The 12,610-nt window shown below is 36.8% G+C and carries 13 protein-coding genes, 1 tRNA gene and 2 pseudogenes; 15 read left to right on the top strand and 1 reads right to left on the bottom strand.

What is annotated here, in order from left to right; genetic code table 11:
* The first annotated feature begins 822 nt into the window (after positions 1-822).
* The 11 genes from DWX96_RS12685 (at position 823) to DWX96_RS14655 (ending at position 9,086) form a co-directional block, all read left to right on the top strand.
* Entirely contained in the window at positions 823-2,691 is a 1,869-nt protein-coding gene (locus DWX96_RS12685) for an AAA family ATPase (protein ID WP_118057693.1), read from the top strand.
* Between the two features lie 31 nt (positions 2,692-2,722).
* Complete coding sequence (locus DWX96_RS12680) at positions 2,723-3,040, top strand: helix-turn-helix transcriptional regulator (protein ID WP_055274060.1); 318 nt, start codon at positions 2,723-2,725, stop codon at positions 3,038-3,040.
* Between the two features lie 82 nt (positions 3,041-3,122).
* Positions 3,123-3,785, top strand: coding sequence for a hypothetical protein (locus DWX96_RS12675; RefSeq protein WP_118057694.1), 663 nt, complete (start codon positions 3,123-3,125; stop codon positions 3,783-3,785).
* A 100-nt stretch (positions 3,786-3,885) separates the two neighbouring features.
* Positions 3,886-3,958 (top strand) — tRNA-Thr (locus tag DWX96_RS12670).
* 484 nt (positions 3,959-4,442) lie between these two features.
* A complete protein-coding gene (locus DWX96_RS12665; RefSeq protein WP_118057695.1) occupies positions 4,443-5,156 on the top strand; it encodes a metallophosphoesterase family protein in 714 nt (237 codons plus the stop codon).
* A gap of 30 nt (positions 5,157-5,186) precedes the next feature.
* Positions 5,187-5,849, top strand: coding sequence for a hypothetical protein (locus DWX96_RS12660; protein WP_118057696.1), 663 nt, complete (start codon positions 5,187-5,189; stop codon positions 5,847-5,849).
* A 118-nt stretch (positions 5,850-5,967) separates the two neighbouring features.
* Positions 5,968-6,246 carry a helix-turn-helix domain-containing protein gene (locus DWX96_RS12655; protein ID WP_118057697.1) on the top strand — a complete coding sequence of 93 codons (279 nt, stop codon included), beginning with the start codon at positions 5,968-5,970 and terminating at the stop codon, positions 6,244-6,246.
* Positions 6,247-6,266: 20 nt separating this feature from the next.
* Entirely contained in the window at positions 6,267-6,833 is a 567-nt protein-coding gene (locus tag DWX96_RS12650) for a hypothetical protein (RefSeq protein ID WP_118057698.1), read from the top strand.
* Between the two features lie 668 nt (positions 6,834-7,501).
* A complete protein-coding gene (locus tag DWX96_RS12645; RefSeq protein ID WP_005604447.1) occupies positions 7,502-8,218 on the top strand; it encodes an HAD family hydrolase in 717 nt (238 codons plus the stop codon).
* A gap of 220 nt (positions 8,219-8,438) precedes the next feature.
* Complete coding sequence (locus tag DWX96_RS12640) at positions 8,439-8,711, top strand: hypothetical protein (RefSeq protein ID WP_118057699.1); 273 nt, start codon at positions 8,439-8,441, stop codon at positions 8,709-8,711.
* A 105-nt stretch (positions 8,712-8,816) separates the two neighbouring features.
* On the top strand, positions 8,817-9,086 hold the full coding sequence (locus DWX96_RS14655) for a hypothetical protein (RefSeq protein ID WP_242988800.1): 270 nt from the start codon (positions 8,817-8,819) through the stop codon (positions 9,084-9,086).
* A gap of 32 nt (positions 9,087-9,118) precedes the next feature.
* On the opposite strand, the pseudogene DWX96_RS14910 reads toward DWX96_RS14655, so the two are convergent.
* Positions 9,119-9,172 (bottom strand): annotated as a pseudogene (locus tag DWX96_RS14910) (hypothetical protein); the annotation flags it as partial.
* Between the two features lie 153 nt (positions 9,173-9,325).
* Here DWX96_RS14910 and DWX96_RS12625 point away from each other — a divergent pair.
* From DWX96_RS12625 to DWX96_RS12610, 4 genes and pseudogenes are all read left to right on the top strand, one after another.
* A complete protein-coding gene (locus DWX96_RS12625) occupies positions 9,326-10,438 on the top strand; it encodes an HNH endonuclease domain-containing protein (RefSeq protein WP_197420866.1) in 1,113 nt (370 codons plus the stop codon).
* A complete protein-coding gene (locus tag DWX96_RS12620) occupies positions 10,439-10,747 on the top strand; it encodes a nucleoside triphosphate pyrophosphohydrolase (protein WP_118057701.1) in 309 nt (102 codons plus the stop codon).
* Positions 10,748-10,934: 187 nt separating this feature from the next.
* Positions 10,935-11,312 (top strand): annotated as a pseudogene (locus DWX96_RS12615) (tyrosine-type recombinase/integrase); the annotation flags it as partial.
* Between the two features lie 669 nt (positions 11,313-11,981).
* The coding region (locus DWX96_RS12610) for an ABC transporter ATP-binding protein (protein ID WP_242988799.1) at positions 11,982-12,610 on the top strand (629 nt) is incomplete at its 3' end.

Below are 12,610 nucleotides of genomic sequence, written 5' to 3'. Positions count from 1 at the left end.
TATGTTGTAAGATGATTTGTGTACCCATTAAATGGGTAAAAAACAGTAAATGTACAAAATGTGGCGCAGATTATTTGAGTTGTAAGTGCGTCAAATTTATTGATGAGGATGTATCGGAACATCATATAGAATATGAACAGATAGGGATGACTTGGACAAATCGAGTGTGTGCGTAGTATCCGAAAGGAGAAATCTCCTTCAATTAATAATAGTTCTTAGTGGTAGAAATTTCCCGTTTACTACTAACAGGTAGTAGCAACTTGCAGGGTTCTACTCCAATTTGCTACAATCTGTAATTTCAGAGCATTTCATCATAACCCCGGAAAGCCTTGCAAAACAGGGCATTCCGGGGCAAAACAAGGAGAAACAAAACAATGATAAAAATACTATTTGTGTGTCACGGCAGATTATGTCGTTTCTTCTAGAAAGCCAGTAATAGCAAGGGCTTGCGGGTATGCGAGGTTAAAAAATAACACAAAAATAACACTCTTGCGGGGATGGGGGAGGCTTATTAGAAGCTAAAACTGTAGGGGTGGACATGGAACTTGAAGACAAGGAAAATGGGGATGTGATAGAGGGAGAGGATCAGCTGGGCTGGTCCTTTTTCAGTGGAGTTAAACTTGTCTGAGTAATATGCTACAAACAAGTTTGTGGGCTGAAAAAACCAAAATAAAAGTGCCGAAAAATACAAGACGCAAAACATTAAGCAAACGCAATAATTAAACGCAAAATATCGAATTGATTTGACTTTTTGCGTTTTACTGAGGTATAATTTGCGTAAGATGAGGAATAATATTGCGAATGACAGGAGCTGATATATATATGAAAACTTGTAAAGAAAAGGCTTTAGAGTGGAATGTTTCGCCACGTTCCGTAAATGATATGTGCAAAAAAGGAAGAATACAGGGTGCAATAAAAGAAAAAGGATCTTGGTTAATTCCAGACGACTCTCCAAAGCCAATGGATGGAAGAGTGTCTAATGGAAAATACATCAAGAAAAATATGGTTGCGAAAGCAGAAGTTAAATCATTACCAATCGGCATCTCTGACTATGTTCGTGCGCAGGAAGAATATTACTATGTCGACAAGACGTTATTAATCAAAGAATTCTTGGATCAAAAGCCATTGGTATCTTTGTTTACGAGACCAAGGAGATTCGGAAAGACCTTGAATATGGATATGCTCAGAGTGTTCTTTGAAATATCAGATAAGAATACTAGTAAGTATTTTGCCGATAAAAATATTTGGCAATGTGGAGAAGAGTATCGTTCACATCAAGGAAAATATCCAGTCATATTCTTAACTTTTAAGGATGTTAAATTTGATACTTGGGACGCAACAATAGATAAAATAAGGGGACTACTTCAAGAAGAGTATGGAAGACATCAAGAGCTACTAAATAGTGATAAGCTCTCACAATATGAGAAGGAGTATTTTACAAAGATTATTAGTGCTACAGCTAATGAAGTGGAGCTTACTTCTTCGCTAGAAAGACTATCTAAAATGCTTGCTTCACATTATGATAAGGCTCCAGTAATCATTATTGATGAATATGATACTCCGATTCAAGAGGGATACTCTAAGGATTTCTACGATGAAATTATTGGATTCATGAGAAATTTCTTTTCAGGAGCATTTAAGGATAATAAGAATTTATCCTATGGTTTCCTAACAGGAATTTTGCGTATTGCTCAGGAAAGTATCTTTAGTGGTCTAAATAATTTAACAGTGAACTCCGTAATGGATGAAGAATACGATAGCTTTTTTGGATTTACAGAATCTGAAGTGAAAGCAATGCTCAGTTACTATGGAGTATCAGATAAAGAGGAGGAACTTAAAGACTGGTACGATGGATATTTGTTTGGCAGCGAAGAAATATATAATCCATGGTCTGTAATCAACTATATTTCCAAGGGATGCCTTCCTCAAGCATATTGGGTAAATACAGGAAAAAATGAAATCCTTGATGATGTACTAAGAGTGGCTACAGATGATATTACAGAAAGATTATATGACCTTTTGCAAGGAGAAAGAGTAGTTGCAAGAATTGATCAAAATGTGGTGTATAGATCGATTGCGGAGGATCCAGCAAATATTTATAGCTTATTGTTGGTTGCTGGCTATTTGAAAACTCCTAAAAAGGAACTGCAAGCAGATGGTTCATATTTATGTGAAGTATCAATTCCAAATAGAGAGATTGCAGCTGTATATAAGAGTGAAATCTTGTCACATTTCTTGCAAACTGGAGCAATTACAAGGACTACAGCAAATAAGATTGCAGAAAGTCTTTATGCCAATGATTACAAGAAGTTGCAGAGCGCTATTGGGGAATATATGGATAAATCAATTAGCTTCTTCGATGGTGGAGCTGAAGGATTTTATCATGGTTTGATGCTAGGATTAATAGCATTAATGGATAATCAGTATAAGATTAAATCGAACCGAGAATCTGGAGATGGCAGATTTGATGTTTCTTTAATTCCAAGAGAAAAAAGGTATCCTGGTATTATTTTGGAATTAAAGTGGAAAGAAAAATTAAGCGATGTTGAGCTTGAAAAATGGTCTAATGAAGCATTAAAGCAAATTGGTGAGTTGCGATACGATTCTGAAATGAAAGAGGATGGAATTACGGAAATCTTGAAGTTTGGAATTGCTTTTTCGGGGAAGAAAGTATGTGTAAGAACTGAGTAGAACAAGAATTTAGTGCAAAGGAGGCGATAGTATGTTTCCAACAATTAATAAAAAAGAAACAGGTGTTAATCTTCGAAGAATTATGGATATGAGAGGAGTAAAACCAAAAGATATTCAAGAATATTTAGGGTTTGGATGTGTGCAGAGTGTTTATCGATGGTTGGATGGCGTTAGTATGCCAACAGTCGATAATCTGTATGCAATTAGCAAAATGCTTCAAGTTCCTATGGATTCAATTGTTTGCGGAAATGCTGGAAGAACAAAAAGTCAAATGGATGCATGTCTTACGGATCAGGAGAGAAGAGTTTATACCTACTATAAGAAAATGAGAGAATTAAATGCAGCATAATTTTTGAACTACAAGTTCAATGACATTACATGAATCCTCCCTTAGAATTATATTAAGAGATAGTTTTAAGGGAGGATTTTTTATGAGCGAAAAGATGTTAGTAACACAGGCTCTTGACGAAAGAGACCTACTAGTAAAGAAGATATCAGATAAAATTGACAAAGCAAGTTTTGTGGATACCATAAAGCCAAATGAGGATAAAGTATATTCAAAGCGCATTGGCAAGGATGAATATGCGAAAGAAGCGGAGTCGTCATATCAGCAGATTGTTGATTTGATTGAACGATTCCAGAAAATTGACGCAGCTATTGTTGCATCCAATGCTGAAACAGAAATCACAACATCATATGGAAAATTCACAGTTGCTGGAGCTATTTCGCTTCGAAGCAGACTTCGTGGACTAGGAACATACGATGGAGAAGCTGATTTTGAAGGAATCCTTAAGTCTAAAATGCAGGATGAGTATAACGAGCGTGTGCGCACATGTGATCTTAAGAACAGTCAGCTTCAGAATACTGCTGAGAGCATGCGCCTTAGCATTCTCGGAAAAGACAGTAAAACAAAAGACGATAAGCCCCTTGGAGTCGTGGATGCATATGTGAAGGAAAACACAACAGAACTTGTGGATCCGCTTGATATCAAGAAAAAGATAGAGAGCCTGGAGGAAAAGAACAATACACTTTTAAAGGAATTAGATACTCAGATTAAAGTGTCTAATGCGACTACTTTGATTGAAATAGCATAAAGTATTTGCCTGCATTGCGAAAATCCTAAATCTGGCTTCCCGTAACAGGGTTACGTTACAAGATAAGTATACCAATTCAGCGAAAATTGGGTTACCAATATACAAAGTAGCGCAATGGGTAGCGCACATGATTTGTAATCGTGAAGTTGTAGGTTCGAATCCTATCTTTGAAAACATTGGTTTAACAGCGATGACTGATAATCATCTCCAATTTTAACGGTTTTGTGTCTTATTTGAACATTTAATTGTGAATTGTAAACTTTTAAATGATTGAATTGTTTTAGGTAAAATAAAAACATTGATTTAGGCATAGAGATATGCTGAAATCCATGAAGATGGTTAAAGTGTTAAGCCAGTTGACTGAGGAATATCCACATGGCTGCAATGTGGGCAAATATTTAATGGTGGAGTCATGGCGTAAGCTATGGCTCCATTTTAAGTTAGGGATGATTTAGGGAGGAATTAAGAAATGGCAAGAGAAATCAGTAGAATAGAGCCAATGATTGATGAATTCAGGAAATTATAGGAAAAATATCTGGATTTAAGATTTGGACAGTTGGTTTGTAACATTGTGCTAGAAAATCAATTGTTCTATGTGGAGGATGACATTATGCTAGAGAGAATTCAAGATTGGGAGAAGAATAGAAGGTGAAAGCTATGATTTACATAACAGGAGATACTCATGGTGATATGAACCGCATAGTTCGATCCTGTGAAAGAATGGAGACTTCCCAAGAAGATATCATGATTATATTAGGTGATGTGGGCCTAAATTATAATGGAGATTCCAGGGACAGAAGGAACAAAGAAAAAGTAGCAAATCTACCGATTACGTTATTCTGTATTCATGGAAATCATGAGCGAAGACCAACAACTATTGTAGAATACAAGCTGCAGGAGTGGAATGGCGGAAAAGTATGGGTTGAAGAAGCATATCCAAATATTCTCTTTGCAAAGGATGGAGAAATATATGATATAGCGGGCATGAAAACAATTGTAATTGGTGGGGCATATAGTGTTGATAAATTTTATAGGTTAAGCAAAGGCTACAATTGGTTTGAAGATGAGCAACCGTCAGATGAGATAAAAGCGTATGTAGAAAAGCAACTTAGTAATAATGACTGGAATGTTGATGTGGTCCTATCACATACTGTTCCGTATGATTATCGACCGGTGGATTTGTTTCTTTCAATGATTGATCAGAGTACAGTGGATGAATCAACAGAGCTGTGGCTCGGAGAGATTGAAAAGAAGCTGGATTACAAATGGTGGTATGCTGGGCATTATCATACATCAAGGGTAAGAGATAAGGTTCAGATAATGTTTGAGGATATAGAGGAGTTTCTACATAGAAAACTAGATTATCAATAAGCATTGAAAAATAGAAAGTGATGGATTGGAATGAGAAGAAGCAAAAGCTATGAAGTAAGAGATCCAATAAATATATGGAATAAATATGATTTTGCTATGTCAGGTCTCGGAAAGAAAAGCAAAATCTTGGCAAAAATAAAACATTTTTTTAAATGCGTAAAGTGGAGTAAACAGCGTATTACAAGGGGCTATTGTGATTGTGATGTTTGGGAGATGTTTTCTTTTCTTCAGACGCTTATTCCGGATATGCTGCAAACACTGAAAGATACAAGAACGGGTTCACCAGGATATTTGGGAGAAAACTATACCAATGAAAATGGAATTCTTGTAAATGATACCTGCCATGAGGAGTGGAATTGCATTCTAGACAAAATGATATTTTTATGGCGAGAAGCGGAGAAAGATACATGCTCACAAAAGAATCCATTTGATGAAGCGCATTCCAAAGCAATGGATGAATTTACGGAACGATTTGGATTATTTGGAAATGAACTTCAAACCGAGAAAGAATTAGAGGAAAATAGAAAGCGCGGTGGCGGAGGAACAATTCATTTTATGGATGAGTTGCCTGAGTATAAAGAGATTTCCGATAAATATCGCGAAGAAGAAAATCGTTTGGAAGAATATAGAAGAAAGTGTAAGGATGAAGCTATAGATATGCTTAAACAATATTTCTATGACCTGTGGGATTGAGTTATTAGTAAATCTTAAACCAAAAGTTTAATGCAATTAGTAATAGAATCCGTTATACTAATCATCTACAGGTAAACTTGTGATTCGGGATGGAAGAAAATTACGGAGGTACAAAGAGATGGAACCAATGTATTTGCAGGTCCTACAAAAAGAAACAGGAAGACAGATTAAGAAACTGCTCGTGGAAAATGGTTATACCGTGAAAGACGTGCAGAATGCTATGGGATTTGAAAATCCACAAGCAGTCTACAAATGGATTTCAGGTAGATCATTACCGAGCTTAGACAATTTTGTAATCTTAAGCAGATTACTGCACACCAGCATAGAAGATATCCTCGTCATTGACGGGGATATTGTTCGTTTATGGGGATTTTCCGTTAAACTGTTAGTACAATGACAAACTTAGCGGAAGGCTTTATGCTGATATCAGAACAGGAGAAATCAGGAAAAGTAGAGAGGAGAAAAGATACGCAAACAATGACATCAGCATATGCAAATAAAATGCTTAAGAGTTTGGAAGAGGATAAGGCTTTCTGGCTGAACAAGGAGGAAGAGGCCTGCACATATGTTGCGGCAATTAATGAGGAGCCAGTTGTTCCTGATTATGATTATGTCGAGGTCGCAACAACAATTGCTGCGCTAGATGAGAAGATTGCTATTATAAAGCATGAACTTAATGTAACTAATGCAAACGCAAAGGTTCTAGTAGGTGATGTAACAATGAGTATAGATAGCATTCTTATTAAGATGGCACAGCTGAATAGAAGAAAAACGGTATTAGACGTAATGCGTAAACGATTGCCTAAATCCAGAGAAGAACAACGTTCTTATATGTCACGTAATTCGGTTCCTGAGTATAGATACATTAATTACGATTTGGAACTAGTTAAAAACGAGTATGAACTTGTGTCTAAGTCGATTATGGAAATGCAAATGGCACTTGATAAATATAATCAAACGGTACAGTTTGAAGTAGACATCTAAATGAAATATCCGTACAAGGCTTCATGAGATTGATAGTTGATCCAGGAGGTTCGTGTTCATTGTTAAGGTATATTTGTTATTCGTTATTTGTTATCAGTTTTTGTTTAACGTGAATAACATCAGAAAGCATGATTTCTTGACAGTTGCGTTGTAGAAAACCTGCAGGAAACTGCGTGTGGAGGTTCGGTTCTAAACACAAAACTGTGGAAAGTCTTTGGATTTTCCACAGTTATTTTTATGTGAAGTTGATAGAACCCATACTAGTAATATTGGATAAGTGACCAGTCACAATATTTATGCTAGTTCAAACTGAATTAGAAGAATAGTAGGGGTGGATTGCATTAGCTAAATAAATATGTTTACAGCAGGGGCGGCTGTGCTAGGCTGTTCTACCGAAGGCTCTGATTGAGAGGGATTATCTATAATCGGGGCCTTTTCTTTTGCCTTCAAGCACAGTTGCGGGTCATGCTGTCAACATATAGAAAACTGTTCGCCAAACAGAATAAAAATTAATTGAAATTATTCGCGGTTAGGAATACACTAAGAGTGATATAGTGTCGCATTTATTATGGAGGATGTGGAAATACAAATACGGACTATAAGAATATGCATAGTGTAGTATAAGAAAAAGTGTTACTTGAGAATTAATTGAATAAGGAGCATTTATTATGATTTATTTCGATTTAGATAATACGTTGATTGATTACAATTCTTCAGAGAGAAAAGCGATAGAGTTCATATTTAAAGAAAAATATGGACTGGTATTAAATAATAATCAAACAGATTATTGGAGTAAGATTTCTAGAAAGTATTTTGATTATTATTTATCAAAACAGATAACTTTCGAAGAGCAAGGAAAAAATCGATTTATTAAAATGTTAAGTTATTGTGGGTATGTGGAAAATGAAAAGATTGCAATGGAATTGTTTGAAGAGTATCAAAAACAATTAGAAAATAGTTGGATTTTATTTGATGATGTGGTTGATATGCTACATTCATTGGAAGGATATCGACTAGGTATCATAAGTAATGGGAAATCTATACAGCAAAGAGCAAAGTTGAGTTGTACGAACATTGAAAAATATTTTGAAATAATTCTTATTTCAGAAGAAACAGGATTTGCAAAACCTTCGGTTGATATTTTTTATGAGGCGGTCAAACAGTCAGGCGAGAAAATTGATTCAGTTATATATGTTGGTGATAATATAAAAACAGATATTTTGCCATGTGAAAAAATTGGAATGAAATGTGTACTTGTGGATAGAAATAGTATATGTGAGAAAAATATATGTAAAATTAAGAATTTATATGAAATACATAATGTATTACTCAACGACATTGGGCAGTATAATACTGAACTTTCTATAAGAAGTTCTGCTCAATAAAAAACAAGAACTAAAAACATCTAAATATTACTATCTCAAACTTCCCATACTGAAAAGTGTGCTGAACCTTGAAAATTCAATATTTTAGCCAATAAAAAGTAAACGATGAAACGAAGGTACCTACCAAACCTAAATCAATATCGATATACTATGATCATAGTATATTTGTTAAAAAAGTTGAGCCTAAACTTTTTTGACTAAGATATGGGAGGTACAGATTATGGCTACAAATACTACAGCAGTTGCAAAGCAGGTTCGCTTGCAACAGTGGGCTCAACAGATCACGGATTGCCAGAACCGTCCTGTCGGAATGAAAGTGATTGACTGGTGTGATGCTAATGGCATTATATTACCAAAGCTGACTACTATTACCGGCTTAAGCAGGTTCGGGCATTCTGTTTGGAATCTATGGAACAAAAGAAAACTTCTTTCGTTGAACTACCCACACCAACAGAATCCGTTAACACATATAATTCGCAGACAGCGATTTTAGACAATGAAACTGTTGCAATAATCCATTTCCCAAGCGGCATTTCTGTAGAACTGAAACAGTCAGTTCCAGATTCATTGATCCGTACCTTAGTTGAGGCATCGACCTATGTTAAATGATGCAACAGGATTCAAAAAAATCTACCTTGCGGCGGGATTATCCTCAGTTTATTTTTATCCTCAGCTTTTTATTTTTCTCCACAATTATCGTGTAAATACCTTCAAAGCTGAGGATAATTATTATCTTATTCCACAAAGTCTGGCTAATTCTTCTTCATTATCCAGCCATTCAGCTGTTTCGGATATATCAACACTATTGTTTTCCATTGCCGCTTTCAGCATTTCTATCGATGGAGAAGCGTATATGCGGGTTGTTTGAGTAGATGTATGTCCAAGTATTCTAGATACAAGTTCAAGCTCAACACCACTTTGATATAGCCCGCAAGCCCTTGTTCTCCTGAGCATGTGAGGATACAACTTTTGCGGAAGCTTGGCTTGGATGCAGACGAAATCATTAATATGAAGATGTTTCAAAACGAGGCTAAGTATCCAGTGGATAAAGCAAAGGGAAGCGCAGCAAAGTACGATCAATTATAAAATCTGAAAGGTGGAGAGTATATGCAATTACCATGTTCCGAAGAACTGAATATTGAATATCTTGGTCGTCTTTTTGACAATACCAATGAGTGCTATAAGTTCTTTTGGTTTAAGGCAATTGTAGCAAAGGTCACCGAAGGAAAACAAGAGATATCCTATGAGGAACTCGTAGATGAAATGATAGCTGATGCTTGGTATATGGTCACAGAATATCATCTGAATCTTGGACCGAAGGATACTTTGGAAGCAGTAGTAAATCTAATTAAACAGAAATATCCAGAGCTAAAATCCTGTGAAAAAAAGACTGCAATTTTGAATCTGCTGAAAAATACTCAGGATCGAGATATAAATAGCAAGAAGCGTACGCTTACTTACAATGTTCCATATCGTCTACAGTCGCCATTTATGCCGTCTATGAAGGGAAAAGAATGGGATGTTTCTGAAAGTAATTTGATTGCTAAGATTAACCAAGAGCAGCGGCTTATGTATTACTTCACTGCGCTGAATGGTTTATCTACATCAATTATTGTGAACGACGATTGGGCTAATTACATAATTAAAAATCAGGAAATCATCAGAGGTTGGCTGGAATACAATATGATTTTATACATCCAGAAGAGGAATCCAAGTGTTCCAGGAATAGCGGACAAGCTATATCCACCTCAGGAGCGTAAGCTTGAAAAGGTTAAGAAATACTGGAAGCTTATTATTGGATTGGAACCTGTTCGTGAGATATACGGAAATGAGATTTTGACAGAAAAAGATATTTCTATCGATCACTTTGTTCCGTGGTCTTATGTGGCGCATGATGAGATGTGGAATTTAAATCCTACGACAAAGACTATCAATAGTTCAAAGAGCAATAATCTTCCAGATTGGGAGACTTACTTTGAACGATTAGCAAGGCAGGAATATCAATCTTACCAATTGATGTGGAAGTATGATCAGGTTCATAAGGAATTTGAAAAGTGTGCGAAGGAGCATATTAATAGCGATGATATTAAATATCGTGTATATCACCAAGGTTTGGAATATAACGAATTTGCAGGAGAACTGAAATCGGTTATTTTGCCAGTTTATCAATCCGCAAAAAACTGTGGATTTAGTAGCTGGCAGTATCAGATGGGGGAGTAAATGAAGGTCTATAACAAATTAGTGCGAGATAAAATTCCAGAAATAATTGAAGCGGATGGGAAAACTTGTAAAACAAAAATTCTTTCTGATGAAGAATACATTGCTGCGCTCGAAACAAAGTTAAATGAAGAGGTTGCAGAGTATCAGGCAGATAAGAATCTAGAAGAGATGGCAGATGTGCTAGAAGCGCTTCAGGCTATTTGTGTAGCGAGAGGATATAGCTTGGATGAGCTTGAGGCTATGAGAGCAAAGAAGGCGGAAGAACGAGGCGGATTTTCTGACAAGATATTTTTAGAATATGTAGAGTAGAGGTGGAAGCATGATAAACGAAATGCGACAAGGGTTTGAAACTGCATATATTGATGGCTCGGTTGTATCTAATGCAGCATATCGACCTCAGTTTGTATCGAATAATCACAAAGAAGGAAAAAAGGTACTCTCATCCATAGAGGATGCTACAGGCTGTAAACTGACAGAGCTTAAGGAATTGTGCCAGAGAATTGTAGCCAATCGTAATAGACCAAAGCGTGAGCCTATTATTGATGGCTATGGTGGATTTCTTTTCTTTGGTAAGGAGGGAAAGCCAATGGTGGCACTTCATTGGAAGAAGTACATTCAGCATGCTAGGGACAAGTATAATCACCAGCATGCTTTGCAGCTTCCACCGATTACGCCACATATATGTAGACATACCTTTTGCTCGAATATGGCACGTCAGGGAATGAATCCAAAGACGCTTCAGTACATCATGGGACATTCGGATATAGCAGTGACCATGAATGTGTACACGCACTTAGGATTAGATGATGCCAGAGAGGAACTTGTCAGATTAAAAGAGGCCAGAAATGTAATGAAAATGAAAGGTGTAATGTAGACTAGCATGACGCAGCTGTTTTCAACTTTGCTTTTTGTAACACAAAAATAACACTTTTGCCCATAAAAATATGGGAAAAAGCATCAATTTTTATCAAAAAACAAATGTTAGTCTGCCAAATGCACCACCTCGCAAAACCAGTATTTATAAGGTTTTGAGGGCTTTTAGGAGGATACATAAAATATGCTAAAAATCTTATTCATCTGCCACGGCAGTGTTTAATGGATGCTGTGAAAGCCTAGGCTTTAAAGGATTTTTTGATGATTGACGAATAATTTACACCTTATTTATACCTTTGGAAGACCGGATCGGAATAATAGAGAAATAAAGAAATAGATAAATATAACAGGAAGCAATTTTGTCATATTGGAAATAATTAAAATTTGCTGAACCGTGTTGATTTTATTGATTGAGTATAATAAAAGTAAGAACAGAAACTTCCATGTTTGAAGCGGTTACCAGAATTGACAAAGAAATGCAAGTTAGCCAATCCGGTAGTCCAGTATATTTTTTCATTGTCACCCGACGTTTTTACAAAACATATACTTATTCCGCTTGATGCGTCATTCTTGTTCTGAAAACAGGAACAGAATCCTTACAGCGACTGTAAGTGTTATTTATTGTGCTTCTGTGCTATCATTTACCCAGAAATGGATAGGAGGCATTCACATGAAACCAATTTTGAATATTGAAAATCTTACCAAAGTCTATGGGACGTTGCCAAACCAGACGAGAGCACTGAACGGAATCACTTTTCAGGTCATGCCGGGAGAGTTTCTCGGTATTATGGGAAGCAGTGGTTCCGGCAAATCCACGCTTCTCAACTGTATTGCAACTGTGATTCAGCCTACAGGTGGAAGCATTCAGGTGGAGGGAGATACTCTGCAATCCCTCAAGGAAAAGGCTCTTGCCGAGTACCGTGGCAAAAAAGTTGGTTATCTATTCCAGAACTTTGAATTGCTGGACAACCTGACTGGCAGGGAAAATATCCTGCTCCCGACTTCCTTGCATGGGGTAGCCGAAACAGAAAGCAGCCAGCGGCTGAAGCAGTTGGCTGACTATCTGGAAATTTCTGATGTTCTGGATAAGTTTCCGTCCAAGATGTCCGGTGGCCAGCGTCAGCGTGTTGCGGCAGCAAGGGCTCTGATCTTACATCCCCAAATGATCCTTGCCGATGAACCGACGGGTGCGCTGGATTCTAAGAACGCAAGAAGTCTTATGGAGAAGCTGTCCGGCCTGAATCGTGACGAACAAGCTACGATCCTGATGGTAACCCATGATTCCAATGCCGCCAGCTT

The sequence above is a fragment of the Roseburia sp. AF22-2LB genome (assembly GCF_003461125.1).
GTDB lineage: Bacteria > Bacillota > Clostridia > Lachnospirales > Lachnospiraceae > Roseburia_C > Roseburia_C amylophila.
The sequence above is the reverse complement of the archived record's forward strand: the minus strand, read 5'-3'. Positions and strand labels throughout refer to the sequence as shown.